Consider the following 26,724-nt stretch of genomic DNA (forward strand, 5'->3'; position numbering starts at 1 on the left):
CATATTTGTATTTCTAACAAGCAGATCCACAAATTAGATTCTTGATTTCAATTGCTTCATCCATATCATGGTTAACTATTGTTTCAATAATCATTATTTTTCTCCTTTCCCTTTTTATAGATATAGTATATAATATAAAAAAATAGTATGTAAAAAATTACGGAAATCCGAACAAATGGACATTAGAGAAAAATTTAAATTGATTCGAAAACAAAGAAAAATCTCCTTAAGAGAACTTGGGAATATCGCTGGTTCTGCTTCGAGTATTTCTGATTTTGAAAATGGGAAAACCAATCTATCCAATGATATATTGCTTCAATTATTGGGGTACATGATTGTGGAGATTAATGAGATCTTTGATTGGAGTGATTTCCATAGTGCTGAGTTTTTAACCTTGAAAAAAAGAATGGATGAGGCAATGGAAAACTCGGATTGGCCATCACTTCTTCAAATAAAAAATGATTTGCAAGAATTAGCGATCTCAAAGCATCAATACATTTACCACATCCTCTCCCTCGTTTTAGAGATTATCATTGCAGAAAAACAGCACAAAACCGTTTCACAGCAGGCAGTAAATGAACTGACGGATTACTTTTTTTCATTAGATTATTGGACCAATCTTGACATTGGGTTAATGGGAAGTGTGGTCTCCTATTTCACAACTGAGGCTATTGTTCTCTTTACAGATACAATTTTGGAAAATACACCGGACAAACTTAATAACAATCTAGATCGAATCAAAATCGATACGATTTTAAATTTAGTATCTGTCTTAATCAGTAGAAAAGAAAAAAGTGCTAGCAAACAACTGCTAACACTTCTATTCGAAAAACATTTCCCTAACTATTTTGCATTTCAAAAATTATACTTACTAGAATTAAAGGCCATCTATCAAAGTATTTGGGAAGATCCAAAGAAAGGGAGATCTCTCCATGATAATGTTATCCATTCGGTTTCATTGTTACTTTCAAAAGCCGAAGCACAAGAATGGGATGCCTATTTTCTAGAACTAACTGAACAGTAAAAATATCGTCATCCAATCGAAACTATTTTATCTGTTTTGCTCTTTTCTTTTATTTTTTCCGATGAAAGAACCAGCCCACTAGTTTCTTGAAGACTTGAATCAAGATGAGAGCAAGAACGGCCATGATGGCGCAGATAACCAGTGTTTGGATCCTCAAGGGGCTCATGTTAAAGAATTTCCCTAGAACACTACTTGAAACTAGGAAGGCTAGGATATTTCCTAGAAGAACCAGTCTCTTGTAGTGATTGAGAGGCTGGGATTCTTGGTAGATGATGGTAAAGCCTACGAAGGCCATCAAGCAGATGGCTGCACTCGAGAGTTCTTCCGACCTCATGCCAAATGCTGAAGACAGCAAGACCAGACTGAAGATCAGTATAAAATCCGTCAAGGCCGCAGGCAGTGCATTTTTAAAGACCGTTTCGATAAAGCGCCCTTTGATGCGCTCGCTATTGGGCTCAAGAGCTAGAAAGAATCCTGGAATCCCAATCGTAAAACCGCTGATCAAGGACATCTGCGACGGCATGATGGGATAAGTGAAGGCTAAAAGCGTCACTGAGATGGCCAACAAAATGGAAAAGATATTCTTGATCAAAAATAGACTGGCTGATCGTTGAATATTATTGACTACCCGCCGCCCTTCTGCCACGATGGACGGCATCTTCCCAAAGTCAGAATCCAGTAAGACCACTTGCGCCATCTTCTTGGTCGCATCGTTTCCAGATTCCATCGCAATACTACAATCCGCTGTTTTGAGGGCCAGAATATCGTTGACGCCATCTCCGGTCATGGCGACTTTATGCCCCTTTGCCTGCAAGCCTTCTACAAGGCTTTTCTTTTGCTCTGGTGTCACCCGACCAAAGACCGTATATTGGCTCGCCGCTTGGTGCAAATCTTCTTCCGTCAGTAAGGTTCTGGCATCGATTATATCTTCTGCTCCTTTAATGCCTGCTTTTTGTGCAATAGCTGAGACTGTAGCAGGGTTGTCCCCTGAGATAACCTTAATGGTCACTCCTTGTTGTTTAAAGTAGGCGAAGGTTTCTTTGGCATTTTTTCTCAAAGGATTGGAGAGAATAATCCAGGCTACCAAGTCTACAGGAGCTTCTAAAGTCTCTCCCAGGTGTTCTCCCTTATATTTCCCAAAGGCCAAGACCCGATTCCCTGCCTGAGTAGCAGGAGCTATCTCTTGTTCAAGCTCAGAGAAGCCCTCTCGTAAAACAAATTCTGGTGCGCCTAATACATAGATCCCCGATTCAAAGGCAATGGCCCCATACTTTTTCTTGGACGTAAAGGGCAGTATTTCAAGAGTCTTCCAAGGCTGGTTGACTGGGGTCTTGTGGAATTTTCGGATCGCATCCATGGTATCGTTTTGATCCATACTAGCTTCTACATACTGAGCTAGAGCTTCCAAGTCTTGAGCGCCTTTAACCGGACGAATCTCTGTCACTTCCATACCAGGCTCTGTAATGGTCCCTGTCTTATCGACACAAAGGACATCCACGCGCGATAAGGTCTCAATCCCCTTCATGCTATTGAGCAAGACCTTCTCCTTGGCCAATCTGACTGCTCCCAGAGCCAGTGCCAAGGTCATCAAGAGGTACAAACCTTCTGGAATCATCCCGATCAAGGCTCCGACTGTTGAAGTCACACTGAGCTTAAGGCTGTCACCTAGGCTGATATAGCTACGAAGAAAAAGGAGGGAACCTAGCGGAATGATAAGGAGACCAATGATCCCTACGATGCGGTTAACCGCATGAACCATATCAGATTCCTCATGGGACTTGACTTGCTTGGCTTCCAAGCTCAATTGGTTGATGTAGGAGTCATTCCCCACTTTTTCCAATCGTGCCAGTCCTTGACCAGCAATCACAAAGCTACCTGACATGAGCGCATCTTGCGCTCCTTTTTTGACCTCATCGGCTTCACCTGTCAATTGCGATTCATCGACTTTTAGCTCGCCCTCCAGCAAGACCCCATCCGCATAGATCTGATCTCCAGCTTGAAAGCGAACGAGATCACCCTCCACCAGCTGATCGATAGGTAGAGCGACTTCTTTGCCTTCGCGAAGAGCGATCGCCTCACTCATGTGTAGAAATTGCATCTGACGCAAGATCCGTCTAGAGCGGACTTCCTGCACAATACCAACTAAGGAGTTGACCACGACAATCGGGACAAACAAGAGATTGTTCCAAGATTTCACTGCTACAAGCAAGGCCGCCAAGACCAGGAATATCAGATTAAAGTAAGTAAAGACATTGTCTCGAATAATCTGTCCTAGGCTTTTTTCTGTCTTGATTGTGACCTTATTTTGCTTGCCCTCTTGGATCTTTTTCGCTACTTCTTCCTGACTGAGTCCTTCTAATCTATCCATCGCTTTCCTCACTCATGTATTTCCAAGGGCAATCCTTCTGGATCGAAGAAAAATGCCATTTTCTTACCATCAAAGTCATCATAGCGAAGGCCTGTATTCTCAATACCTAGCTGATCCAATCTAGCTAGATACGCCTCGACATCTTCCACTTTAAAGGCAAGATGACGCAGTCCCGCATGCTCGGGCAAGGGAAGCTTTGGCCGTTCTGGGGCCGTCGGTTTGATAAAGAGTTCTAAAGTCAGCTGGCCCTGACGGAGATTGATCAAGATATCTCCGCGTTCAGGACGGTCATATTCACTGACAATCGCAAAGCCCAACTGGTCCACATAGAAATGCAACATGGCATCGCGATCCCGTCCAATTATAGCAATATGATGAATCATGTCTAACTTCATCTGGTCCTACTTTCTATTTTCTATAAAAAGAAAAGGGATTGGGACAAGCGCCCTTTTTCCCTATCCTTATGATTGTTGCAATACTTTCCGAGGCTTGGTTCCTTCAGCAGGTCCAATCACACCGGCTGCTTCCAACTCTTCCATGAGGCGAGTCGCTCGGTTAAAGCCAACTGACAAGCGGCGCTGAATCATCGAAGCACTGGCTTTTTGAGTTTCAACCACGAGCGCCTTGGCCTCTTCAAAGAGAGGATCGCCTTCATCAGAGCCACCCATGCCTCCATCAAAGTCTGATTCGGATACTTCGCCTGGATCAAAGGCATCATCATAATCGGCTTCTGCCTGCTCCTTGACAAAGTTGACAATCCGCTCCACATCGTCATCTGAGATAAAGGATCCTTGCAGACGAATCGGGTGGTTTTCATCGATCGGTTTAAAGAGCATGTCTCCGCGACCGAGTAGTTTCTCTGCCCCATTTTCATCCAAGATGGTCCGTGAGTCGGTCCCAGACGATACCGCAAAAGCGACACGAGAAGGCACATTGGCCTTGATCAAACCTGAGATAACGTCAACCGATGGCCGTTGAGTCGCAAGAATCATGTGGATCCCAGCCGCACGCGCCTTTTGTCCAAGGCGAATAATGGCATCTTCCACTTCTTTACTTGCGACCATCATCAAGTCTGCCAACTCATCGACAATGACCACAATCAATGGAAGCGGCACTTGCTTCATCTCAGACTGGGCATTGTACTCCGCAACCTTGGCATTAAAGCCAGCAATATTCCGAGCACCCACTTTCGAGAAGAGCTCATAGCGATTTTCCATCTCATCGACAACCTTTTGTAGGGCCCGACTGGCCTTGCGTGGATTGGTCACCACTGGAATCAAGAGATGAGGAATATCATTGTAGACAGAAAGCTCCACCATCTTAGGATCGACCATCATAAATTTGACTTCGTCCGGACGGGCCTTCATCAAGATACTCGAAATAATCCCATTGACCGCTACTGACTTACCAGATCCGGTAGAACCAGCTACCAAGAGGTGGGGCATCCGGGCCAAATCAAAGGTCCGAGCAGAACCATCTACAGCCTTCCCAAGAGGAATCTCAAGGAGTTTGGCAGGATCAGTTTTGGACTGCTCCCACAATTCACGGAAGGAAACGGTCGCAATCTCTGAGTTGGGCACTTCAATCCCGACCAGAGACTTCCCTGGAATCGGCGCTTCGATCCGCACATCCTTGGCTGCTAGGGCTAGGGCCAAATCATCTGCTAGATTGGAGATGCGGTTGACCCGCACACCGACAGCCGGCTTAACCTCATACTTGGTAACAGAAGGACCGATCTCCGCCCGCTCCACTGTCGCCTTGATGTTAAAGCTTGCAAAGGTTTCTTCCAGAATGCGGATATTCTGGCGAACGATGTTTTTCTCTTTGGATTGATTTTTGGGTTTATCAGGCGCAAAGAGATCAATCGTTGGAAGCTTGTACTGAAGGAGTTCCTTAGGCGTGAAGTCCACCTGAACTTCCTCCCCATCGTCCTCGAATTCTTCGGCTACCGGAAGCTCTTCATATTCTTCAGGCTCTTCCGGCCATTCTTCATCTGGCAGGTAGATCTCTGGTGTTGCTGGTGCGACAATTTCAGCTTCTGGGAAGGGCTCTGTGAACGGCTCTTCCGCCAATACCTCTCCTGTTTCAGGATCTACAGGGTGCCCTTCCATTGAAAGGGGAGTTGGAAGAACAGCTCTTGCTTCTTCTTGCTCTCTTTCAGCTGCAGCAGCTTCCTCGGCAACTCTTGCTTCTTTTTCAAGGAATTTCTGTTCGCGACGCTCTTTACGTTTTTCCATAGAAGCATGGAAGGCTTCGGACCCCTTTTCAAACAAATCATAGATGGAGTAAGGGCTCATCAAGAGGATCCCCAACCCAATAAAGAGCAGACCGATAAAATAAGAGCCAATATTTGAAAACAGGAAGGAAATCGGAGCATAAAGAAGGGCACCGATCATACCACCACCAGCAAAACTCTCCACCCGCAGATGAATCAAGTCTGCCATGATTCTTGAAAAAGTGACCTTGATTCCATTATTGTCTAAATGAAGGGAGGATACAAAGAAGGCCTGAAACATCAAAAGAACCCCAACAAAGAAGCTTAGGAATCCTGAAATCACCCCTTCGTGTTTATCCAGCCACTTAAAGGCATAAAGGTAGAAAAAGGTCGCTAAAATAGCCAAATAGGCTAAACTTCCAACAAAGAGTCGGATCAAATTGTAGGCTAAGACCCCTACTGCCCCCAATTTCAAGGCCGCAAAAATTAAGACCAGACTAATCAGAATGGTCGCAATCATGCGATGAATTGCTTTTTTTCTTTCTAATTCTGCTTTGGACAGTCGTCTTGTCGACCGTGTTTTTTTTGATTGATTATTGTTTGCCATGACCTTTATTATATCACATTTCCAAGCTAGTTCTCTAGTAAAATCTCTTCCACAAATTTGTAGCAGAAAGCAAAAAAACAGCACCGAGTGGGCACTGTTCTAGAGGTTTTTCTTGGGCTAAACCTTTGTTAAAATATCATATTTTTCTTTGTATTGTTCATAGTACAAAAATAGGTAATAGCCCCCTACTATTTCTAAAAAGAATACATAAAGAGCGACAGCCATAATAGCGGGGCAGAATGGTGTTAAGATGGCATCAATGCTTCCTCTTACGTTTGTATTATTGGAACGATCAAACAATACCAAACCCGCTGTAACTCCACTTCCACCCCAGATTAATAATTGATCTGTAATTTTTTCTGTTGCTAGGGCAGCCAAGGAAGCATAGGGTTTTCTTTCTTCAACCGCAGTCTTTATCTTTTTAGGGACCGTCCTAAAGAGATATATCACAACAACTATCGTTAATCCAGCTGATAAAAAAACAAGAAGTTTTCTGCAAAAAATCCCAATTAATACAAACTCTAATTCCATAAATAGTAAAAAAAGGTACATATAACAATAAGTGAGATATTTCAAGATCATTTTTTTCTTTCGATATTTAAACGAATAGAAAATGTAGACCAAATAAAATAAAAGTAGAACAAACAAAAGAGGTAAATTTAACCATTGATAGGCAACATCCCCATCTCCATCTAGTCTTATTCCCTTAAAGACTGCTGGAAGAAAGATACAAAGTAGATAGACTATTGCAGAAAATAAAGGCATTCCAATAAATCTTTTCCAATTCCCCTTTTAGATTCAATCTTTCACTTACTAGTCCTGACTATCACTTGTAGGCACTTCAATATCAGGCAAATTGATTACATTATTGACTTGGATGTTGTCTTGTTGATCCTTCAGATTTGTCTGCTGAACTTGTGGTTTGTATGACGAGGCAAATCCTACTCCAATCACCAAGAGACTCGCTCCAAGGACACAAAGCCTTTTGACATGCCAATCCATTGGCAAAGGAATTTTCGCTCGGAAACCTGATTTCTTGACCCAATCCGGATGGTCTAACATCACGCGATTTGCTGCTATCAGAGGCATAAGGTAGCCAAAGAGCGCAACGACCGTGGTCAACCCAATAACTCGAAAACGATTCTGATTGGAAGGAGAAACATGGTTCACTTCCATCAAGACCATTCCCGTAATCACTAAAATAATGACCAGTAATAAGCCCAAAGATCTCCATAAACCTTCTCTACGGTAGCATTTCAATTCATCAAACGACATCTCTTTAAAATTCTTATTCATTATTTAATAACTCCTTGTGTTTCTTCAAATACTTTTTGCCATACCATTCTTCTACAGACTTGCCTTCCCATTCACGGTATTCTTCAGGATATTTCCATTTGTAGTAGGCTTGGAGGAAGTATGGTAAACCTATAAAAGCACTGATAGCAATCACTACTATATTACAAAAGATCCACATCAATAAAAAGCCAAATGCTTTGATGGAAGTTGAAACGTCTAATGTAAAGATGCCTAAAATATGCTTGATAATGATCCCTATTCCTAAAATAGCCATCCCATAAAGAGAAATCATTTTTGCAATCTTATAAAGGAAAGTATCTTCAGAAAGCTCTGCATACATAAGTTTTCTTAATCCTGCTAGCGCAATTGTGAATAGCATGTAAGTTGCTATCATCATGATTCCATAAATAGCAATGATTTCAAAAGTTGATAGATTTGCCAATAAAATGTCAAAAACAACTAGATCCATTTCCAATAAGAACCAAACCATAAACGTAAAAACGTGAAACTGATAGCGATATGGTAACAGGTAAGCTCGTTTCAACCACTTTCCAATCACAACAAAGGAAAGCCAAATGAGAACCAAGATTAAAAATACATTTACTGTTAAGGATTCATGCTTAGCTATTGGAAGAGTTAACGTCTTACTTTCATGAAATTCCATTGATACAATCAGCAGAAAGAAGTTAAAACCGACAGGGAAAATAAGGGATAAAATCAAACTTCGAATTCGAAACCAAAGAGAAGCATACCCATTCTTAAAAAATTTCGCTGTCTTATCATGTTGCTCTTGCTGTAACTTTACAAACCCATCATCTTCGAGATTGAGACTCTCTTCAAAACTGGCTTTAAAGATTGATTTTTTCAATTTTCTTGAATCCATTTTTTTCCTCAGACTTCCAGCTACACTTTTTAGCTTACGCCATTTAGCACTTTTTAATGTTTTTCAACTCTGACCGTTCCTTTTTCGTAGCCGTCATACATCGGGCTGTACCGACTCACGTAAGTGCGAATATCATGTGAAGAGTCAGACTGCTCGAAAAGCGACAGAGAACCCCATTGTAAAATTCCATCATATTGCTTTCCATCGACGGTCAACTCGATATCTTCTCGATCAAAAGGATACGTCTTCTCCTCGCCATGCTCCTTCACTATCACATGATCTCCATCAATCTTGATCCAGGATTCTTTATTAAGCGAAGCAGTTTTTGTCTCCATATTGTCAACCGACAAATAATAGATCCCATTAATTGGCCGATTGGACTCCACCAAGTTCATGATGATCGCTCCGACAAAAAGAATCGGAAAAATCAACAATAACCATTTCCATTTCTTCCTCCCCTTCTTTTTAGGAAGTTCTACCTCAGGAAGAGGTAGATCAGCTGTCAGAGTTGCAAGTCTATCAGACTCCTGCTTTGGAGCTGGTACAAGAGCAGATAAAAAGTGATCTTCACTCGCTAACCATTGCTTAGCCATCCGGACAAAATACAGACGCTCATCTTCTTGAGAAATTTCTTCAAATAAGGAAGTAGCCTGCACCAACTCTCCCCTTAATTGGGCATTTAATCCTTTGAAATAACGATTTTCCAAGCGTTGAAAAGCCTGTGAACCTCTCACAAGATCAAAATAATCATTCGGTTGTTGGTCCACAAGAATGTCATAGATGGCCAGTTGCTTCTGAAGGGCTTCATCTTTTTCCGCTTCATCCTTGAAGGAAATATAAGAAAACTTCTTCTGAATCTCTTCCTTGCTGATGCCTTTTCCTGAAAGAAGGGAAGATTTTATGAAAATTCCTAAGAGGGATGAACGATCCGTCTTAGCAATATTTTGATTTTGTAAATACTCTATTCGATCGATTGCCGATGAAAAATCTCCTATCATGTAGCAATAGACCACACTAGCAAGACGGGCAGATTGTTTGCTTATACTAAATCTAGCACGATTTCCCGATTGAGACCATTCATACCAAAAATCGATCCCAGTCGAAGCATTTAGAATCTTAAGAGCTTCTTTTCCAAACCATTTATTCATCAAAACATAAAGAAGAAATAGAAGACCAAGAACTACTAGCAAGGTATTCGAATAAAAGTCTTGATGATCCGGATACAGACTAGATAAATAGAAATGGCCTACAAATAAACTGATAATCCCAATCCAAAGTAGTATGACATATTTTTTTCTTAATTTACTAAAACTCATTTGATAATACCTCTTTTAGTGTTATCTCCCATCATACCGGATTTGATCCCTATATGCAAATTTCTTTTTAACTAGTGATATCAAGCATTATCGATCTTGAAACATCTTTAGAGAATAGAGATTTCCGTCTAAATTTGAAAGTATCTCAAAATTAAGGTACAATAGAGCAAGACAACTATGTTGGAAAGGAAGAATATGAAAAAATTAATCGCACTACTATTATTTTCCGGCTTGGCTTTAACAGCTTGTTCGTCCAATAAGACAGACGCTAACTCTTCAAGCTCAAGCAAAGAAAAGACAGAGCAGACAGCAACTTCTAGCTCTAGTGAAAAAGATCAAAAGAAATTAGAACAACTGCGCAAAGATTTTAACGATGCCATGACCAATGAAAATGCCGTCTTCCCACAACTTTCAACTGACGTGGCTGAAGACGAAGCGGAGGTTAAAATCACAACGACTGAAGGCGACATCACTGTGAAGCTCTTCCCTAAATATGCCCCACTTGCAGTTGAAAACTTCTTGACCCATGCAAAAGAAGGCTACTACAATGGCTTACTTTTCCACCGTGTCATTAACAACTTTATGATCCAAACTGGGGATCCTAAGGGAGATGGTACTGGTGGTGAATCCATCTGGAAGGGTAAAGACAAATCCAAAGATTCAGGTACTGGTTTTGAGAATGAGTATTCTCCATACCTTTACAACCTTCGTGGAGCCCTTGCCATGGCCAATTCTGGTCCAAATACCAATGGTAGTCAATTCTATATCAACCAAAATAAGGAAGATATTTCTAGCAAGCTCCCGACTGATCGCTTCCCAGCTAAAATCATCGATGCTTATAAAAATGGTGGAAATCCAACCCTTGATGGGGGCAACTACACTGTCTTTGGACAAGTCATCGATGGCATGGATGTCGTCGATAAAATTGCGTCTGCCGAAACTGACGATAAAGACAAACCAAAAACAGACATCAAGATTGAAAAAATCGAGATCTTAAAAGACTATAATTTCAAGAAATAATGAGAAGAGAACCAAATGGTTCTCTTTTTAAGATATTGATAAGCATTTTACATAAAATTAGCTAATAGATTCATCGGTCAATAAAATGAATTCTAATTATTTAAGTCATTCATCTACTGAAACTTTCCGTCGTGAGAAAAGTGCCTGAAACAGATTTGTTTCAGGCACACGGAATTATTGAGACCTTAGGCTCAATAATTAGTCATGGAACTTCGCAGAAGTTCGCTGACGTCCGTACTCACCTAAGGAAAGTTTCTAAGAAGAATCTGAAAAGAGAACCGCACGGTTCTCTTTTTGTGTTTAAGTCAATTCATTAAAGTTCCAGATTTGGTCCATCCAGCCTTCGTAGAAGTCTGGCTCGTGGCAAACCATGAGAATCGATCCCTTGTATTCTTTCAGGGCCCGTTTCAATTCATCTTTGGCATCCACATCCAAGTGGTTGGTTGGTTCGTCTAGTACCAAGACATTGTTTTCACGATTCATGAGGAGACAGAAGCGTACTTTGGCTTGCTCCCCACCGGATAGTACCTGAATTTGGCTCTCGATATGCTTGGTCGTCAACCCACAGCGGGCAAGGGCAGCACGGACCTCTGCTTGGTTGAGAGCCGGAAAGGCATTCCAGACTGCTTCAAGCGGCGTCTGACGATTGCCTCCTTCGACCTCTTGCTCGAAGTAGCCAAGCTCTAGATAATCTCCACGTTCTACTTCTCCAGCGATCGGTGGAATGATTCCTAGCAAGCTCTTCAAGAGAGTCGTTTTCCCGATCCCGTTGGCACCGATGATGGCTACCTTTTGATTGCGCTCAAACGTTAGGTTCAAAGGCTTGGTCAAAGGACGGTCATACCCAATTTGGAGATCCTTGGCTTGGAAGATAAAGCGTCCCGGAGTACGGGCATTTTTAAAGTCAAAGGATGGCTTTGGTTTCTCACTTTGCAGTTCAATGAGTTCCATCTTGTCCAGCTTCTTCTGACGAGACATAGCCATATTCCGTGTAGCTACACGCGCCTTATTACGGGCTACGAAATCTTTCAAATCAGCAATTTCTTTTTGCTGACGCTCATAAGCCGCTTCCAATTGCGATTTCTTCATTTCATAGACTTCAAGGAATTGGTAATAGTCCCCAGAATAGCGGGTCAACTGCTGATTTTCCACATGGTAGACGATATTGATCACATCGTTCAAGAATGGAATATCATGGGAAATGAGGACAAAGGCATTTTCATAATTTTGCAAATAGCGCTTGAGCCAATCGATGTGCTCTGCATCCAAGTAGTTGGTCGGCTCATCTAGTAGCAAGATATCTGGTTTTTCAAGGAGGAGTTTGGCCAAGAGGACCTTGGTCCGTTGCCCACCTGACAAGGAGGTCACATCCGTCTCCATCCCAAAATCCATGACCCCAAGAGCACACGCCACTTCATCTATCTTGGCATCCAAGGTATAAAAATCACGACTTTCTAGACGCTCTTGGAGTTCTCCAACCTCTTCCATCAAAGCATCGACATCAGCTCCGTCTTCTGCCATGGCCATATAAAGGTCATTGATCCGAGCTTCTGCTTTAAAAAGTTCGTCGAAAGCTGTCCGCAAAACATCACGCACCGTTTGTCCTTCTTTTAGGACAGCGTGTTGGTCCAGGTAACCAGCGGTCACATACTTAGACCACTCGACCTTTCCTTCGTCTGGCTGCATCTTACCGGTCACGATGCTCATGAAGGTCGATTTCCCTTCACCATTGGCCCCGACCAGACCGATATGCTCTCCCTTTAGCAAACGGAAAGACACATCCTCAAAAATCGCACGGTCTCCAAAACCGTGACTCAAATTTTTCACTTCTAAAATACTCATGCTTAACTCTCTTTCGTAGATTTCACTCGTATGATTATATCATCTTCAACTCAAAATGAAAAGGGAGTCCAACTCCCTTTAGAATATATAAAAATAAATTATAAGTAAGATGGGTTACGCGATTTTGTCAAGAAATCAAAATAAGTTCTAACTTATGAATTTCATAAAGAATATACCGAAACTTTCCGCCGTGAGAAAAGTGCTAGAAACATTATTGTTTCTAGCACTCGGGAGTTTTGAGACCTTAGGCTCAAAACTAAGTCATGGAACTTCTTTGAAGTTCGCTGACGTCCGTACTCACCTAAGGAAAGCTTCTGGCATACTTTTATTATAGATCTGAAGAAAATCCAACTCCCTTTTCTTTTACAAATCTAAGTCTGCGTATGGTTTCCGGTAACCCACTTGAACCACTTTACCGTCTTTGACAAGTAGAGGGCGCTTGATCAGCATACCGTCGCTAGCCAAAAGATCCGCTGCTTCTTCTATTGTCAGTTGATCTACCTTATCTTTCAAGCCGAGTTCCCGGTATTTCATCCCGCTGGTATTAAAGAAAGATTTGATCGGTAGGCCAGACGCTGCCATCCAGTCTTGCAATTCTTGACTAGTCGGTGTTTCGGTTACAATATTTTGGCTCTGAAACTCACATTGGAGACCGTCCAATTCTGATTTAGCCTTTCGACAAGTCGAACATTTTGGATATTCAATAAAGGTATACATCGATTTCATTTCTCCTTCCACGTAATTCCTTCGTGTTGTAAGAGCCAGCGTTTACGATCGAGTCCAGACGCATAGCCTGTCAATTCTCCATTTTTTCCCATCACGCGGTGACAGGGAACTAGGATCGACAAGGGATTGCGCCCAACTGCTTGTCCCACGGCCTGAGCAGAACCACAAGAAAGATCTTGGGCCAGCTGCCCATAGGTCTTAGTCTCACCATAGGGGATTTCTCGCAACAACTGCCATACCCGCTCTTGAAAGGCTGTTCCTTTTGGCGCTAATGGAAAACTGATCACAATTGGGGCCCCAGCAAAATAATGGTCCAACCACTCCTTCACCTTCTCATGGTAGGGATGGAACTGCTCCAGCGCCCCAAAAGGATCAGGCGCATCTTCTTTCGGATCATAAAAATCAAGCTCTACAAGGCCTTCCTTACTGACAATGATCGAAAGAAGTCCCATAGGGCTCTCATAGAATTGTTTAAGATAGAGTGTCATTGTAGGCCGCTTCTGCTCTTTGGTCCCAGCGGTCCTCTTCTGAGACCACTTGGAACAAACTGGTTTCTGCTTTTCGTTTGATCTTTTGATAAGCCAGACGGACGCCATCAATTGGGACTTTTCCACAATAATGGTAGCCCAATTTTTCAAGCAAATGTTGCATGACTAGATTATCCGGGTGCGTATCGCAACGGAAATCCGGCCCTTTTTCTCCTTCGATTAAACCTTGAAGGAAGGTCTGAGCCACCCCTTTGCCAGCAGCTTCTTTGGCTACAGCGACACGATGAAAAGTAACATACATATAGTTGTCATGCTCCCACTTGCCATCGTAAATCTCATTATAGGCCGCTTCATTTCCCTTGTGGACGGCAGCATAGGCGACAACTTCCTGATCTTCAACGGCCACATAGCCACGACTTTCTAGTATATCCTCAAAAATGATCTCTTCATCTGGATAACCATCCTGCCACTGGTCAACCTGTCTTTGAGCCAGGCTTTCCTTAGCATCTTGGATGATTTCCATAATTCGCTGGATCTCATTTGGATAAGCCATTCTAATTTCCATCCTGCTTCCAACCTTTCCTACTCTTGATGGTAACGAGCATAAAGCTCACTCTTTTGCAGGCCGTATTGTTTGGCGACCTGTTTGATTGCTTGATTCTTCTTCATCCCCTCTTGGACCAAGGTATCGATCTCTTGGATCAAATCGACCTCTTCTAGGTCTAGCACTTCTTCCTTAGCTCCTTCGACGATCAAGAGGCACTCCCCTTTGAGGGGATTTTCTTCAAGAAATGCGACTAACTCTGAAATGCTGCCGCGAGTATATTCTTCGTAGATCTTGGTCAATTCACGAACCAAGACAACCGGACGATCCCCATAGACAGCCAACATATTCTCTAAGGTTGCTTTCACCCGATGGGGAGACTCATAAAAGATCTGTGTCTCCGGATAGGCCACTTTTCCTTGGAAAAAGGCCTTTTGTTGCCCCTCTTTGCGAGGCAGAAATCCGTAAAAAATATGAGGTTGAGGTGCTAGGCCACTGGCAATCAAGCCAGTAATCCCTGCACTTGGACCAGGAACAGCTACAACAGGAATCTCGCGTTCAATCGCTGCCTTGACCAAATCATGACCAGGATCAGAGATACTTGGGAGTCCTGCATCTGAGACCTGCGCCAAATCTTTTCCAGATTCTAAATGGGCGATCAGATCTGGAATTTTCTCCTGGGCATTATGCTCATGAAAGCTAGTCTGGGGAGTCCTAATCTCAAAATGCTTGAGCAAGAGGCCTGTATTTCTGGTATCCTCAGCTGCGATCAAGTCCACATCCTTTAAGGTCTGGACCATGCGGTAACTCATATCTTCACGATTGCCGATCGGTGTTGGGACTAGGTAAAGGACCCCTGTTTTCTTTTCCCCTTTAAAACTTCGTTGGATCTGCATGCTTACTCCCTAAATAACAACTCGTCACAAAACATACACTCTTCATCGTTCTCACGGCGTTGACCATAGGAATAGGTGCAAATGTGAAAACCATCATTGTAAATGCGTTGCAAATTTTCACGGCCATGGTGTTGTGACTTTGCGGATGCGGTCTTCTCAACTTCCCCCAAACGCTCTCTCAATTTATCATTTTCTAAGCGAAGAGCTGTATTTTCTTCGATGACTTGTTTCAAATTTTTCTTGATGGCTTCAACTTCAGCCAAGGTGACCAACAAATTCTGAGAAAAGCCGTCTAAAGCATCAAATAATTCTTTTTTATTCATTCTGACTCCTTAACTTTCTAAGCTCAAAACCATATATTCTAGAGCATTTTGAAAAGAAACATTGGCCTTCCACATGGTGCGAGCAAGACTCAATTTTTCCAGCAACTGCTGGGATCTGCTCAAGCGTAACTGCTCTTCTAAAGACAACTCCATCAAACGAAAAGCCTGGCTTTGTTTTACCTTATCATCTGCTAAGCTCACCAATCGGGTCACTTCCAAATAGGCGCTATTCAAATTGGAGTGACAACGTTCGATGAACTGATTACAAACTTTCGCCAACTCAAAAAAAGTAGCATTCTTTTTTTGCTGCTCTGCCTCTTCAAGACTAAAACTAAATCGAGCTACTAGACTTGCCTGCGATTTAATCAAACCTTCTTTTTCTAGACGTTCGGTAAGGTAGGCTTGCTTTTTGGGAAAATGGACCTGCTGGGCCCGACTTTTGATGGTCGGTAAAATCAAGTTTTCATCGGATGTCAACAAGAAGAGATAGATCTCACTCTGGGGCTCTTCCATGACTTTTAAGAGAGAATTGGCTGCATTGGTGTGCATCTTGTCCGCATCTTGGACGATAAAGACCTGCCGACTTCCTTCAAATCCGGATTGAGAAAAGTCTTGAACCAACGAGCGAATACGATCAGTCTTTATGATCTGGTTGACTGGACGCACGATCTTCACGTCTGAGAATTCTTCTTCAGCAATCAAGCGACAGGACCGACATTTGCCACAAGGCCAGACTCCTTGCAAATCTTCACAAAACTGACTTTGAGCTAGCAAGAGGGCCATCTCAAAACTGGCAAAAGAGCCGGTAAAAAGATAAGCATGACTGAGCTGTTTGTGTTCTAGGATCTGGGTGAAGCGCTCCACCAATTCTGGCTGGAGCTGTTGGATCTCTTCTAGCTTCATTTCAATGTCCCCAAGCGATTTTCTAAAACAGCCAAGACATCCGCAAAGACTGCTTCAAAGGATTGACTGGCATCGATTTTCACGATGCGCTCTGGTTCCTTTTCATACAAGGCCAAATAACCTTGTCTGACTTTTTGGTGAAGCTCCAATCCTTCCAAATCCAAACGATTGACTTCCCGCTCTTGGTTTTTGGCAATTCGGGCGAGCCCTTCTTCGACATCCAGATCAAAGTAAAGGGTTAGGTCTGGCTTCAGGCCATCTGTCGCGAATTGATTGAGCCACTCGATGTCTTCCACACTCAGACCGCGACCATACCCTTGATAAGCCACCGAGCTGTCAATAAAGCGGTCCATCAAGACAACTTTCCCAGCTGCAAGGGCTGGCAAGACACGTTCCACCAAATGCTGCCGGCGACTAGCAATATAGAGCAACAACTCGGTCTTGGCATCCATACTAGTATGGTCTGGATCCAAAATGACTTGGCGGATCTTTTCGGCAATGTCGACACCACCTGGTTCACGGGTTGTAATAAAAGGGATTCCTTTTTCTTCAAGTAGAGGCAAAATGGCTTCTAGGACCGATGATTTCCCCGCTCCTTCTGGACCTTCAAATGAAATTAATGTACCGTTTACCATAGTATCCTCTTTCTGTTTTTCTTCTTTTTATTTTACCAAAAATAAGGGTAAAAATCTTGTATTTTAGGAGAGAAAATTTTTCAAAGTCATTTTCATTTTTTCACTTTTTTGTTACAATATTCTTATAAAGTTTTAGGAGACAACCTATCATGTTTAAATTTAAAGATATTCTGGCTATCATTTTTGGGGCCGGCATTTTTTCGTTTGGGATCTATTTTTTAGTCATTCCCTTTCACTTCTATGAAGGAGGAGCAACAGGGATTACCTTGATCACCTATTACCTTTTCAAAATCCCTGTATCCATCATGAACTTGCTGATCAATATCCCTCTCTTCGTTTTGGCTTGGAAACTGCTGGGCAAGAAATCTCTTTATCTGAGCTTACTGGGGACCTTTTCGGTTTCGGCTTGGATGGCTATTTTTGAAGCCATGCCCCTCAGCCACCGCTACCATCACTTCATCTTTGACGCCTTTAAAGGAGATATTCTGCTTGCCTGTATTGCCTCAGGGGTTGTGCTTGGTTTGGGGCTAGGGATCATCTTCAATGCTGGAGGAACCACTGGAGGAACAGATATCCTCGCTCGTATCTTTAATAAATACACTTCCCTCAGTATGGGAAAACTCATGTTGATTGTAGATGCCATTGTTCTGACAACTGTTGTCGTAGTCTTCCAAGATGTCCGTACCGCCATGTATACTCTCTTCTTCATCCTGATTGACACCCTGGTGATCGACTTGATTGGAGAAGGTGGTTTCGCTGGAAAAGGCTTCCTCATCGTTACATCTAAACCAGAAGAAATTGCCCAAAAGGTATCTGACGATCTGGGTCGCGGGATTACCTTTATCCGTGGGATGGGCTATTACAGCCGTAAGGACCTGGATATCGTCTACTGTGTCGTTTCGCGGAATGAGATGAAACAAATGAAAGACATCATCAATCGTATTGATCCATTCGCCTTTATCACTATTTCCGAAGCCCATGAAATTCTCGGCGAAGGCTTCACTTTAGATAAAGAAAAACAACCCATTACTCGTTAATAGAAAAATCAGACTGGACGATCATCCAGCCTGATTTTTTATTAAATAGCTTTTGCGCTAGTTCGAGTGATTTCATCGACTTTCAAACCGTTGGCTTCAAATTTACTACGGATTCCTTCTAGATCTGTCACCCCATCAATTTGAACTTCGATGACGACACGATCATCTTTGGTTGGGATATTGACTGTATTGGCGATGTTATACCCTTCTTCTACAATCAAGTGAATGATTTGTTCTAGAACGCCAACCTTATCTTCCGTCACGAAGCGTACACGGACTCCTTCTTCTCCATATCCGGACACTTCAAGGAAGGCACGGAAAATATCACGGTCAGTGATGACACCGGATACCTGGTCATTGTCCACGACTGGAAGAATTCCCACCTTGTTCTTATACATGAGGTAGGTCGCATCTTCTAAGCTTGCAAATTTAGAGACGGTAATGACATCGCGAAGCATGACATCTTTGACCTTTGTCTTGTTCAAGAGATAGTTCATTTCAAAAATAGACAAGCTGGTTGCTTTAGATGGACTTGCTTCTGCAATCGTACCTTCTGTCACCAAGCCAACTAATCGATCATTTTCAATGACTGGCAAACGGTGCAAACCTTGTTCGCGCATCAAATCTGCCGCATGGGCAATTGTCGTATCTGGACTAATGTAAACCACTTTACGTGTCATAAAATCTTTAACAGCCATAACAAGTTCTCCTATGCTTTTATTAGTTTTATTATACTTGATTTTAAGAATGATTTCAAACGCTTTCAGCAGTTTTCTCTTGTTTTCAAAATTTAGAAAAATCAAACACACCTACCTTTTTATTCAACATTTAAATCTTGCAAACTAATCTTAGTCACTAGTAGCCGATTTATTAGAAAATAAGGAAAGTACAAATACCACAATGGATAATAATAAGAATACACCCCAAGCAAACTGAGAGTTCCACATGGATAAACTTGTAAACAAAATAGTTGCTAATGGCATTGATAATACTGATATAACCTTAAAAAAACTACTAGTTTGTGCAAGAATATCCGGTGGAAGTTTTGCCATTAAGAGACTATTTAATTTGGGATTTACCTTACTACTAAGATACATCATGAATGCCAACACACTAAAAGAAATTATTTCCAAACCATTTATCCAACCACATATTCCTATTACTATTAATAATCCACTATCTATTTGAAGTATTTTAATAAGTGAAAGTTTAGAAAAATAATCATTAGGGGTCATTCCACCAATTAGGGCTGAAACAAATAATATTGTTTGAAGTAAAAACACCGACTGAGCAAAAGATAAACCAAAGGGAGTTATTTCTGTAAATTTCAAATTGTACATTATTAAAATAGCACTGCCTAGCGAATTTAATCCTAAAATTGAAAAAATCATTAGACCAAAACGTACTTTCTGTTGATATTTAAATATACTTTTACTATTTTTGTAAAGGTTCTTAAGTTGTGAGATAAACCCATTTTCTGGTGAATAATTAACTTCTGGATGTGTCAATTGTCTTTGGATTTTAAGCAATACAATCGATGATAATAAGAAACTTATAGCATTTATCGTAGCTAAAAAGAAGAAATTATTATGAGAAATCGTTAGTAACCAAACTCCCAAAGTTTGACCAGAAATCAAAGTTATTTGACTAATTACTTGATCAAAAGAGTACGCTTCCATCAGGTCTTCTTCGGGAATGTGTGACTGAAACATAGGTAATACTAGGCCTCTTCTGTACTCTGCAATACAATCTGATAGGATGTTAATGAAACATACAATTGAGAAAACTAGCCATGAATTTTCTTTCGATAAGAACGCAACCATAATAAATAATACTGCTTGTATATATCCTAATAATAGCAACCACAATTTCTTATTCTTTGTTTTATCAGCTTGCATTGCAATAAAAAGAGCAAGAATCGTTGGAATATATTGTATAAAACTCGCTACACCAACCGCCAATTTACTATTCGCCATACTTGCTGCAAAAACTACAAAAACAAGATTATAAATAGTTGATCCTAAATCATCGAAGAAACTAGACAAGACCAGATTCCTAAAAAAAATATTTCTTAAAAAAACTTTCATCTGCTATACCTTTCTAGTAGAAACTTGATAGACATAACTTCATTCAAATAAAAAATATTTTTAAGTTTTTCAGAATTACTTTTTCTTTTATATGAATTAACAAAATATCGAAGTATTTAATTGTTATATCTAAATATAGTTTACTACTAAATTTTAAATATTTAACAGAGTTTCAAATATGAAATATCCTGTCTCATACATCTGATCTTTTGCCTAATTTATATGTATCCCAAACTGGTCCAATTTTACCTCTAAAATATTAATCAGTTGACTATCACCAACAACTCGAAGAGACTCTATAAATTGTTTAATTTCCTTTTTAGAATTTTTTGACTTTAAGTAACCATTTACTAATTTTAAAAATTTTAACAACATGATTTCTAGCATATCATATGGGAAAAGAAGCTTTTCTAGCTCGAGTATAAACAATGGAACTTGAGTATCAATTTTTCTTAAAATTAATTCGCCAATTAAATTTATGTACGTTAATTTTAAAGAACTTAAATTGTGTTTAAGAAAATTATAGTCTTTAGTCCTTTCCGCAAGCTGTTCTCCAAAAAATAATAGGTCTTCATCTGAAATTAAAGTCATTGTATTTCCAAATACATATAATTCAAACCATGTCCAAGATTCAATTGAAAATAGATAATCTACCAATACTTTTCTATCTTCTATATTTATTTCATAGTTTTGATCTAATGAATGAATCGCATTTTCAATAATAAATGACTGAATTCTTTGATATTGATCCGTCTCTTCACTCTGTAATACTTCAGTTAATAGATACTCTAATCCTTTAATATCCTGTTTCAAAAATAAAGTGGATATCTTCTTACCTAAAATAATATCTTTAGGTAATTCATAATTATTTAATTTATGGCCAAACTCTTCAAAAGTCATGTGGATTGATTCTATCGCTATTAATAATTTATCAGCACTTAACATCGTTTGCCCATTTTCAAATTTAGACAATTGTGCTATGCTTAATCCTTTTCTAGCAACATCCTTTTGTTTTAAGCCTCTGGCAATTCTTAGTTCCTTATATAATTCACCCAATTGAATTTTTCGATCTATATGCATAACTTATAATCCATTTCAGTCATTAGTAATTACGTTTATTTTACCAAATTAATAAAGGAAATTATATATTTTAAATTATTTTACTAAGAAAAAATCTTAGCCAGTAAAAATGAAAAAAGAAAGGTCTTCAGGACCTTTCTTTCGAACATATTCAAACTGTTTTTCCTATAAAATGAGATTAATGTTTCTTCATAATAGAAATTATGCTTTTTTTTTGATTCATTTGGGAGTATATTGAAACTTTCCGCCGTGAGAAAAGTGCTAGAAACATTATTGTTTCTAGCACTCGGGAGTTTTGAAACCTTAGTTTCAAAACTAAGTCATGGAACTTCGTAGAAGTTCGCTGACGTCCGCACTCACCTAAGGAAAGTTTCTAAATTATCTTTGTCATCAATCCGAAGAAAGGTTTAGCTAACTTTTCCTTTCAAAAAACTTTAGAAATCTTATCCACCAAGGTAGGCCTTGCGAACTTCTTCTGAGGCTAAGAGTTCTTTTCCTGTTCCGGTAAGAACGACTTTCCCTGTTTCGAGAACATAACCGCGGTCTGCGATGGCAAGGGCCTTGTTGGCATTTTGCTCAATCAAGAGAACGGTTGTTCCTTGTTTTTGAATATCTTGGATGATATCAAAGATTTCTTGGATAAAGATTGGAGCCAATCCCATAGAAGGTTCATCCAGAAGCAAGAGTTTTGGTGTTGACATGAGGGCACGACCCATTGCCAGCATTTGTTGTTCCCCACCAGATAGGGTCGCTGCATCTTGGTTCTTCCGTTCTTCCAAACGTGGAAAACGAGAAAAGACTTTCTTCAAGTTGGCTTGATTTTCTTCTCGATCTTTCTTCAAGAAAGCTCCCATCTCCAAGTTTTCCATAACGGTCAATCCTGGAAAGACGTGGCGGCCTTCTGGAACTTGAGAGAGTCCTGCTGCTACAATCTTTTGAGCCGGAACCTTTTGAATCTCCTGACCCAAAAACTCAATTTTCCCAGCACTTGGACGCACCAAACCTGAAATGGTCCGAAGAATAGAGGTTTTCCCAGCACCGTTAGCACCGATAAGAGAAACAACTTCTCCTTCATTGACTTCAAAGCTGACATCTCGGACAGCCTGGATCATGCCGTAGTGTACGGAGAGGTTTTCAACTTTTAACATAGACATTAGGCTTCACCTCCAAGATAGGCTTCGATTACGCGTTTGTTGGTCTTGATTTCATCTGGCGTACCATGGGCAATCAAGCGACCATATTCCAATACATAAATCCGTTCGGTTACTTCCATGACCAAGCTCATATCATGTTCGATCAGCATGATCGTAATATTGAATTCTTTTTGAATGCGACGGATCAATTGGGTCAATTCTGCTGTTTCTTGAGGGTTCATCCCTGCAGCAGGTTCATCCAAGAAGAGGATTTTTGGCTCTGTAGCAAGGGCACGAACGATCTCCAAGTGACGTTGTTGTCCGTAAGCTAAATTCTTGGCCAAGGTATTTGCTTCTTTTTCCAAACCAAAAATGGCTAACAATTCAAGAGCTTTTTCTTTCAAAGCTTTTTCATTCTTATAATAGCTTGGCAAGCGGAAAAGACTAGCAAAAACATGTGGTTTGTGGTGATTGGCAAAAGCAATCAAGACATTGTCCAAAACGCTCAAGTCTTTAAAGAGACGAATATTTTGGAAAGTCCGTCCCAGACCACCTGCAGCGATTTTATAAGGTGCTTTGCCATTAAGTAGCTGACCATCTAAGGTAATGGTCCCTTCACTTGGTTCATATACCCCTGTTAGGAGGTTGAAGAGGGTTGTTTTACCGGCACCGTTGGGTCCGATCAAACCAACCAATTCCCCTTCATTGAGTTCCATGGTCACATCCCCAACGGCTGTCAAACCACCAAAGTTTTTTGTTAAATTTTTTACTTCAAGAAGTGCCATTAGTTAGCCTCCTTTTTTGAGAGTAGTTTTTTCAAGCTGAATTCCCATGTTCCAAGAAGACCACCTGGACGGAAGATCATCACGAGAATCAAAGCCAATGAGTAAATGATCATACGGACGCTTGAGAAGTCTTGAAGCACCATGTTCAAGATACCCAAGACGATAGCTGCTACAACTGTTCCTGACATTGATCCCAAACCACCGAAAACGACAATGATCAAGACATTAATGGTATTGGTGAAAGAGTAATCTTTAGGAACAACAGAACCGATAAAGCCAGCTTGAAGAGATCCAGCAATCGACGCTGTGATCGCGCCAAATACAAAGGCGATGACTTTGACTTTGGTCGTATTGATCCCAACAGATTCTGCCGCGATTTCATCTTCACGAACAGAAAGGGTAGAGCGTCCAATTGGACTGCGTAAGAAGTTAATAGTAAAGATCGTTGTAATCACAACAAAGAGGTAAACCAATTGCCAAGTTGTAAAGGCTGGCAAACCAAGGATCCCAGCAGCACCATTTGTTAGAGTACCACCATTGACGATCAAGATCCGGATAATTTCAGAAACCCCAAGTGTTGCAATTGCTAGGTAGTCTCCTTTCAACCGAAGGGTTGGAACCCCAACGATCAAGGCAACGAGACCTGCAATCAAGGCCCCTAAAACCATAGCACCAAAGAAAGCACCGTAGGTTGGTGATTTGGAACCGAGAATGGCTGCAGAGTAGGCACCAATGGCCATAAATCCGGCATGTCCCAGTGAGAATTGACCTGAGAAACCAACAATGAGGTTCAGGCCAACCGCAAGGATAATGTTAATCCCGATTTGTTCCAAAATTTGGATATAGAAGAGGTTGAGCACACCCGCTGCAACCAAGACTTGGATCAAGGCAAAACCTGTGACCAAAAGACCAAGCCAGACTAAATTCACTTTTAAATTTTGTTTCATGGCTTACACCTTCTCTTTCACATTTTTACCGAGGATACCTGCAGGACGGATAAGCAAGATCACAATCAAGATGGCATATACAATGGCATCACGGAAGTCTGAAAGACCAATCGCTGTAGCGAAGGTTTCCAACAAACCGATAACAAATCCACCTAGGGCCGCACCTGGAATGATTCCGATTCCTCCAAGAACGGCTGCGACAAAGGCTTTGATCCCTGGTGTCATTCCCATTAAAGGCTCGATCGAGTTGTAATACAAACCGATCAAGACACCACCAGCACCTGCCAAGGCTGATCCCAAAGCAAAGGTAAAGCTGATCGTACGGTTTACGTTAATCCCCATCAATTGAGCGGCATCACTATCGACAGATACAGCACGCATGGCTTTCCCCATCTTTGTTTTTTGGATAATAAATTGAAGAGCGACCATCAAGAAAACAGACACTCCCAAGATCATCAACTGAATGTTGGAGATGGAAATCGGACCGAAGTTGTAACGAACTGTGTGAATAACTTGAGGGAAGGAACGGGTATTGGCACCTACAAAGAAGACCATCCCATATTCAAGCAAGAAGGAGACACCGATGGCTGTGATCAAGGCAGCAATCCGAGTCGAATGACGAAGCGGACGATAAGCCAGGTATTCAATCACAACTCCTAAAATAGCTGTCCCAACCATGGCTAGAAGCAAGGCTACAAAGAAGTTTACTTTCCATGAATTCAATAAGAAATACCCCATAAAGGCACCTACCATGTAGATATCCCCATGGGCAAAGTTGATCAATTTGATAATTCCATACACCATGGTATAACCAAGGGCCAAGAGTGCATAGACACTTCCCAAGATTAGACCGTTCACTAATTGCTGGAGCATTTGAACCATCCTTTCTAACAATAAAGAGCGAGGCCAGGAATTTTTATTCTCCCAGCCTCTTGTACAAACAACAAATGATAATTATGGTTTAACAGACTCAACAGATTTGACTTTACCATCTTTCAAGCCAATCATAAGAGCTGATTTAACCGGGTTGTGGTTCTTGTCGATTGACATTGTACCAGTCACACCTTCCAAGTCTTTCAACTTCGCAAGGTTGTCTTTCAATTCGACAGAGTTCTTAGCACCTTTAGATGCTTCTGCAACCATGTAAACTGAGTCATAAGCCAAAGCTGCGAACATTGAAGGTTCTTCATTGTATTTCGCTTTGTATGCTTCTACGAATTTCTTGGCTTTATCAGTCATTTCACCTTCAGTAGAGAATCCAGCTACGTAGTAGATATCTGTAGCTGCAGCAGGTGTTGCTTGTTCAACGAACTTCGCATCGCTAAATCCATCACCACCAATGATTGGTTGTTTGATTCCCATACCACGCGCTTGGTTTACGATCTTACCAGTTTCAGTGTAGTAACCTGGAAGAACAATCGCATCGAAGTCTTTATCTTTGATTTTTGTAAGGGCAGCTTGGAAGTCTGTATCCTTAGATTGGAATGTTTCTGTTGCTACGATTTCACCTTTATAAGATTTCTTGAAGGCTTCAGCAATCCCTTTAGCATAGTCAGATGAGTTATCGTAGTAAAGAACGACTTTCTTCGCTTTCAAGTTATCAGTTGTATATTTTGAAATGATTTTTCCTTGGAAGCTATCGATGAAGGTTGCACGGAAAAGGTAATCTTGACCTTTTGTCAAATCATCTTGAGTTGCAGATGGTGTAACCAATGGCACACCTGCTTTACCAGCATTGGCAACGGCTGCTGCAGTAGCACCTGAAGTTGCAGGTCCTACAAGAGCGTTCACTTTTGATTGGGTTACAAGGTTTGTTGTGACTGTAGCTGCTTCAGCTGTTTCAGATTTGTTATCTTTATCTGTGACAACGATCTTCTTACCGTCAGCTCCACCCTTAGCGTTGATTTCATCAACGGCCAATTGAGCACCTTTTTGTTCAGCGCTACCGTAGGCTGCTACTTCACCAGTTTTTTCAAAGTTAAAACCGACTTTTAGTTCTTTGCCGATTTCGTTACCAGTTGTGTTTGAACCTGAAGTAGAAACTTCACCACAAGCAGCAAGAAGAGCGACACTTGCAATGGTTAAAAATGAAAGAGCAAATTTTTTCTTCATTTGTAATGATCTCCTTAAATGAATCTTAAAATAAATACATTAAGAATATACCGAATTATCTGACAATTGTCAATAAAAAAAACGCAATCCATCAAATGATTGCGTTTTCTAACTTTCTGTGACCACAGATGGGGTCTCCAATCGTTGCAAACTCCCCACAAAATCTGTATCTAAATCTTTGAGATGGCAAGGCAAGACCTTTTTGACATAACGTTCTTTCTTTAAGTCTTCCATGACTTGATCGGCCTTGTCACTGTCCACATACAATTGGACATAACGGCATTTCTTAGAATGGTACAAGACATCTCCGACAGATTGTAATTTTTTCCCGTCTCGATTGTAATACAATTTAACAATTAAGCCTGTTCTTTCTTGTTTCTCAAACATGGTCAATCCCTTTCTCGTTTTGTTACTAGTATATCAAATTTCAAGAAAAAGAACTACTCTTTTATGAGAG

The 26,724-nt window shown here is 41.0% G+C and carries 27 protein-coding genes; 3 read left to right on the top strand and 24 right to left on the bottom strand.

Translation table 11 applies throughout. From position 1 onward, the window contains the following. Window positions 1–175 precede the first annotated feature (175 nt). Window positions 176–1,024, top strand: a complete 849-nt coding sequence (locus O3626_RS03305; RefSeq protein ID WP_315377252.1) for a helix-turn-helix domain-containing protein — start codon at window positions 176–178, stop codon at window positions 1,022–1,024. Window positions 1,025–1,073: 49 nt separating this feature from the next. Here O3626_RS03305 and O3626_RS03310 read toward each other — a convergent pair whose 3' ends face one another. The 7 genes from O3626_RS03310 to O3626_RS03340 form a co-directional block, all read right to left on the bottom strand. Continuing rightward, window positions 1,074–3,392, bottom strand: a complete 2,319-nt coding sequence (locus O3626_RS03310) for an HAD-IC family P-type ATPase (protein WP_315377251.1) — start codon at window positions 3,390–3,392, stop codon at window positions 1,074–1,076. Window positions 3,393–3,400: 8 nt separating this feature from the next. Beyond that, window positions 3,401–3,787, bottom strand: a complete 387-nt coding sequence (locus tag O3626_RS03315; protein WP_070665448.1) for a VOC family protein — start codon at window positions 3,785–3,787, stop codon at window positions 3,401–3,403. A 66-nt stretch (window positions 3,788–3,853) separates the two neighbouring features. Further along, window positions 3,854–6,214, bottom strand: coding sequence for a DNA translocase FtsK (locus O3626_RS03320; RefSeq protein WP_315377250.1), 2,361 nt, complete (start codon window positions 6,212–6,214; stop codon window positions 3,854–3,856). Window positions 6,215–6,331: 117 nt separating this feature from the next. Further along, window positions 6,332–6,979, bottom strand: a complete 648-nt coding sequence (locus O3626_RS03325) for a hypothetical protein (RefSeq protein WP_315377249.1) — start codon at window positions 6,977–6,979, stop codon at window positions 6,332–6,334. Window positions 6,980–7,027: 48 nt separating this feature from the next. Further along, window positions 7,028–7,510: a hypothetical protein gene (locus tag O3626_RS03330; RefSeq protein ID WP_315377248.1), complete on the bottom strand. Its 483-nt coding sequence runs from the start codon at window positions 7,508–7,510 to the stop codon at window positions 7,028–7,030. Next, complete coding sequence (locus O3626_RS03335) at window positions 7,503–8,393, bottom strand: hypothetical protein (RefSeq protein ID WP_315377247.1); 891 nt, start codon at window positions 8,391–8,393, stop codon at window positions 7,503–7,505. The genes O3626_RS03330 and O3626_RS03335 overlap by 8 nt, the downstream gene beginning before the upstream one ends. A gap of 53 nt (window positions 8,394–8,446) precedes the next feature. Next, entirely contained in the window at window positions 8,447–9,709 is a 1,263-nt protein-coding gene (locus tag O3626_RS03340) for a hypothetical protein (RefSeq protein ID WP_315377246.1), read from the bottom strand. 195 nt (window positions 9,710–9,904) lie between these two features. On the opposite strand from O3626_RS03340, the gene O3626_RS03345 reads away from it, so the two are divergent. Beyond that, window positions 9,905–10,729: a peptidylprolyl isomerase gene (locus O3626_RS03345; protein ID WP_315377245.1), complete on the top strand. Its 825-nt coding sequence runs from the start codon at window positions 9,905–9,907 to the stop codon at window positions 10,727–10,729. A gap of 300 nt (window positions 10,730–11,029) precedes the next feature. Here O3626_RS03345 and abc-f read toward each other — a convergent pair whose 3' ends face one another. The 8 genes from abc-f to tmk form a co-directional block, all read right to left on the bottom strand. After that, complete coding sequence (gene abc-f, locus O3626_RS03350) at window positions 11,030–12,571, bottom strand: ribosomal protection-like ABC-F family protein (RefSeq protein ID WP_371495265.1); 1,542 nt, start codon at window positions 12,569–12,571, stop codon at window positions 11,030–11,032. A 363-nt stretch (window positions 12,572–12,934) separates the two neighbouring features. Next, window positions 12,935–13,288 carry an arsenate reductase family protein gene (locus O3626_RS03355; protein ID WP_070595289.1) on the bottom strand — a complete coding sequence of 118 codons (354 nt, stop codon included), beginning with the start codon at window positions 13,286–13,288 and terminating at the stop codon, window positions 12,935–12,937. A gap of 5 nt (window positions 13,289–13,293) precedes the next feature. Further along, complete coding sequence (locus O3626_RS03360; RefSeq protein WP_371495267.1) at window positions 13,294–13,785, bottom strand: methylated-DNA--[protein]-cysteine S-methyltransferase; 492 nt, start codon at window positions 13,783–13,785, stop codon at window positions 13,294–13,296. Then, window positions 13,769–14,350, bottom strand: a complete 582-nt coding sequence (locus O3626_RS03365; protein ID WP_371468662.1) for an N-acetyltransferase family protein — start codon at window positions 14,348–14,350, stop codon at window positions 13,769–13,771. Before O3626_RS03365 ends, O3626_RS03360 begins: the two co-directional genes overlap by 17 nt. A 17-nt stretch (window positions 14,351–14,367) precedes the next feature. Continuing rightward, window positions 14,368–15,225 (bottom strand): 16S rRNA (cytidine(1402)-2'-O)-methyltransferase, encoded by an 858-nt coding sequence (gene rsmI / locus O3626_RS03370; protein WP_371468660.1) that lies wholly within the window; start codon window positions 15,223–15,225, stop codon window positions 14,368–14,370. 2 nt (window positions 15,226–15,227) lie between these two features. Then, the gene (gene yabA / locus O3626_RS03375; RefSeq protein ID WP_014713697.1) at window positions 15,228–15,548 is read right to left on the bottom strand and encodes a DNA replication initiation control protein YabA; all 321 of its coding nucleotides are present in this window, start codon (window positions 15,546–15,548) and stop codon (window positions 15,228–15,230) included. Between the two features lie 9 nt (window positions 15,549–15,557). Beyond that, the gene (locus tag O3626_RS03380) at window positions 15,558–16,451 is read right to left on the bottom strand and encodes a DNA polymerase III subunit delta' (protein WP_371495269.1); all 894 of its coding nucleotides are present in this window, start codon (window positions 16,449–16,451) and stop codon (window positions 15,558–15,560) included. Next, complete coding sequence (gene tmk / locus O3626_RS03385) at window positions 16,448–17,086, bottom strand: dTMP kinase (protein ID WP_347112413.1); 639 nt, start codon at window positions 17,084–17,086, stop codon at window positions 16,448–16,450. Before tmk ends, O3626_RS03380 begins: the two co-directional genes overlap by 4 nt. 149 nt (window positions 17,087–17,235) lie before the next feature. On the opposite strand from tmk, the gene O3626_RS03390 reads away from it, so the two are divergent. After that, complete coding sequence (locus O3626_RS03390) at window positions 17,236–18,123, top strand: YitT family protein (protein WP_014713700.1); 888 nt, start codon at window positions 17,236–17,238, stop codon at window positions 18,121–18,123. Between the two features lie 41 nt (window positions 18,124–18,164). Here O3626_RS03390 and O3626_RS03395 read toward each other — a convergent pair whose 3' ends face one another. The 9 genes from O3626_RS03395 to O3626_RS03435 form a co-directional block, all read right to left on the bottom strand. Next, window positions 18,165–18,821 carry a CBS domain-containing protein gene (locus O3626_RS03395; RefSeq protein ID WP_371495272.1) on the bottom strand — a complete coding sequence of 219 codons (657 nt, stop codon included), beginning with the start codon at window positions 18,819–18,821 and terminating at the stop codon, window positions 18,165–18,167. A 150-nt stretch (window positions 18,822–18,971) separates the two neighbouring features. After that, window positions 18,972–20,210 (bottom strand): MFS transporter permease, encoded by a 1,239-nt coding sequence (locus tag O3626_RS03400; RefSeq protein WP_257738971.1) that lies wholly within the window; start codon window positions 20,208–20,210, stop codon window positions 18,972–18,974. 213 nt (window positions 20,211–20,423) lie between these two features. After that, a complete protein-coding gene (locus O3626_RS03405) occupies window positions 20,424–21,290 on the bottom strand; it encodes an Rgg/GadR/MutR family transcriptional regulator (protein WP_049497821.1) in 867 nt (288 codons plus the stop codon). A 443-nt stretch (window positions 21,291–21,733) separates the two neighbouring features. Further along, window positions 21,734–22,444 carry an ABC transporter ATP-binding protein gene (locus O3626_RS03410; RefSeq protein ID WP_003005434.1) on the bottom strand — a complete coding sequence of 237 codons (711 nt, stop codon included), beginning with the start codon at window positions 22,442–22,444 and terminating at the stop codon, window positions 21,734–21,736. Continuing rightward, window positions 22,444–23,208, bottom strand: a complete 765-nt coding sequence (locus O3626_RS03415; RefSeq protein WP_371495275.1) for an ABC transporter ATP-binding protein — start codon at window positions 23,206–23,208, stop codon at window positions 22,444–22,446. The genes O3626_RS03410 and O3626_RS03415 overlap by 1 nt, the downstream gene beginning before the upstream one ends. Continuing rightward, complete coding sequence (locus tag O3626_RS03420) at window positions 23,208–24,155, bottom strand: branched-chain amino acid ABC transporter permease (RefSeq protein ID WP_371495277.1); 948 nt, start codon at window positions 24,153–24,155, stop codon at window positions 23,208–23,210. The genes O3626_RS03415 and O3626_RS03420 overlap by 1 nt, the downstream gene beginning before the upstream one ends. A gap of 3 nt (window positions 24,156–24,158) precedes the next feature. Further along, on the bottom strand, window positions 24,159–25,028 hold the full coding sequence (locus O3626_RS03425) for a branched-chain amino acid ABC transporter permease (protein ID WP_049515409.1): 870 nt from the start codon (window positions 25,026–25,028) through the stop codon (window positions 24,159–24,161). An 81-nt stretch (window positions 25,029–25,109) separates the two neighbouring features. Beyond that, complete coding sequence (locus O3626_RS03430; RefSeq protein WP_061455012.1) at window positions 25,110–26,267, bottom strand: ABC transporter substrate-binding protein; 1,158 nt, start codon at window positions 26,265–26,267, stop codon at window positions 25,110–25,112. A 108-nt stretch (window positions 26,268–26,375) separates the two neighbouring features. After that, the gene (locus tag O3626_RS03435) at window positions 26,376–26,654 is read right to left on the bottom strand and encodes a DUF2129 domain-containing protein (RefSeq protein ID WP_368385657.1); all 279 of its coding nucleotides are present in this window, start codon (window positions 26,652–26,654) and stop codon (window positions 26,376–26,378) included. Between the last annotated feature and the right edge of the window lie 70 nt (window positions 26,655–26,724).

Origin of the sequence: Streptococcus sp. 20925_1_77 (genome assembly GCF_041432125.1) — a bacterium.
In the GTDB taxonomy this organism is placed as follows: domain Bacteria; phylum Bacillota; class Bacilli; order Lactobacillales; family Streptococcaceae; genus Streptococcus.

What these genes read in the sequence shown, in the direction of transcription:
- O3626_RS03320 (WP_315377250.1), bottom strand. Translation starts at nt 6,214, where the DNA reads ATGGCAAACAATAATCAATCAAAAAAAACACGGTCGACAAGACGACTG.
- O3626_RS03400 (WP_257738971.1), bottom strand. Translation starts at nt 20,210, where the DNA reads ATGAAAGTTTTTTTAAGAAATATTTTTTTTAGGAATCTGGTCTTGTCT.
- O3626_RS03360 (WP_371495267.1), bottom strand. Translation starts at nt 13,785, where the DNA reads ATGACACTCTATCTTAAACAATTCTATGAGAGCCCTATGGGACTTCTT.
- O3626_RS03390 (WP_014713700.1), top strand. Translation starts at nt 17,236, where the DNA reads ATGTTTAAATTTAAAGATATTCTGGCTATCATTTTTGGGGCCGGCATT.
- O3626_RS03325 (WP_315377249.1), bottom strand. Translation starts at nt 6,979, where the DNA reads ATGCCTTTATTTTCTGCAATAGTCTATCTACTTTGTATCTTTCTTCCA.
- O3626_RS03345 (WP_315377245.1), top strand. Translation starts at nt 9,905, where the DNA reads ATGAAAAAATTAATCGCACTACTATTATTTTCCGGCTTGGCTTTAACA.
- O3626_RS03415 (WP_371495275.1), bottom strand. Translation starts at nt 23,208, where the DNA reads ATGGCACTTCTTGAAGTAAAAAATTTAACAAAAAACTTTGGTGGTTTG.
- O3626_RS03315 (WP_070665448.1), bottom strand. Translation starts at nt 3,787, where the DNA reads ATGAAGTTAGACATGATTCATCATATTGCTATAATTGGACGGGATCGC.
- O3626_RS03305 (WP_315377252.1), top strand. Translation starts at nt 176, where the DNA reads ATGGACATTAGAGAAAAATTTAAATTGATTCGAAAACAAAGAAAAATC.
- O3626_RS03430 (WP_061455012.1), bottom strand. Translation starts at nt 26,267, where the DNA reads ATGAAGAAAAAATTTGCTCTTTCATTTTTAACCATTGCAAGTGTCGCT.
- O3626_RS03340 (WP_315377246.1), bottom strand. Translation starts at nt 9,709, where the DNA reads ATGAGTTTTAGTAAATTAAGAAAAAAATATGTCATACTACTTTGGATT.
- O3626_RS03335 (WP_315377247.1), bottom strand. Translation starts at nt 8,393, where the DNA reads ATGGATTCAAGAAAATTGAAAAAATCAATCTTTAAAGCCAGTTTTGAA.
- O3626_RS03330 (WP_315377248.1), bottom strand. Translation starts at nt 7,510, where the DNA reads ATGAATAAGAATTTTAAAGAGATGTCGTTTGATGAATTGAAATGCTAC.
- O3626_RS03410 (WP_003005434.1), bottom strand. Translation starts at nt 22,444, where the DNA reads ATGTCTATGTTAAAAGTTGAAAACCTCTCCGTACACTACGGCATGATC.
- O3626_RS03365 (WP_371468662.1), bottom strand. Translation starts at nt 14,350, where the DNA reads ATGGAAATTAGAATGGCTTATCCAAATGAGATCCAGCGAATTATGGAA.
- O3626_RS03435 (WP_368385657.1), bottom strand. Translation starts at nt 26,654, where the DNA reads ATGTTTGAGAAACAAGAAAGAACAGGCTTAATTGTTAAATTGTATTAC.
- abc-f (WP_371495265.1), bottom strand. Translation starts at nt 12,571, where the DNA reads ATGAGTATTTTAGAAGTGAAAAATTTGAGTCACGGTTTTGGAGACCGT.
- O3626_RS03425 (WP_049515409.1), bottom strand. Translation starts at nt 25,028, where the DNA reads ATGCTCCAGCAATTAGTGAACGGTCTAATCTTGGGAAGTGTCTATGCA.
- O3626_RS03405 (WP_049497821.1), bottom strand. Translation starts at nt 21,290, where the DNA reads ATGCATATAGATCGAAAAATTCAATTGGGTGAATTATATAAGGAACTA.
- O3626_RS03310 (WP_315377251.1), bottom strand. Translation starts at nt 3,392, where the DNA reads ATGGATAGATTAGAAGGACTCAGTCAGGAAGAAGTAGCGAAAAAGATC.
- rsmI (WP_371468660.1), bottom strand. Translation starts at nt 15,225, where the DNA reads ATGCAGATCCAACGAAGTTTTAAAGGGGAAAAGAAAACAGGGGTCCTT.
- O3626_RS03355 (WP_070595289.1), bottom strand. Translation starts at nt 13,288, where the DNA reads ATGTATACCTTTATTGAATATCCAAAATGTTCGACTTGTCGAAAGGCT.
- O3626_RS03420 (WP_371495277.1), bottom strand. Translation starts at nt 24,155, where the DNA reads ATGAAACAAAATTTAAAAGTGAATTTAGTCTGGCTTGGTCTTTTGGTC.
- yabA (WP_014713697.1), bottom strand. Translation starts at nt 15,548, where the DNA reads ATGAATAAAAAAGAATTATTTGATGCTTTAGACGGCTTTTCTCAGAAT.
- O3626_RS03395 (WP_371495272.1), bottom strand. Translation starts at nt 18,821, where the DNA reads ATGGCTGTTAAAGATTTTATGACACGTAAAGTGGTTTACATTAGTCCA.
- O3626_RS03380 (WP_371495269.1), bottom strand. Translation starts at nt 16,451, where the DNA reads ATGAAGCTAGAAGAGATCCAACAGCTCCAGCCAGAATTGGTGGAGCGC.
- tmk (WP_347112413.1), bottom strand. Translation starts at nt 17,086, where the DNA reads ATGGTAAACGGTACATTAATTTCATTTGAAGGTCCAGAAGGAGCGGGG.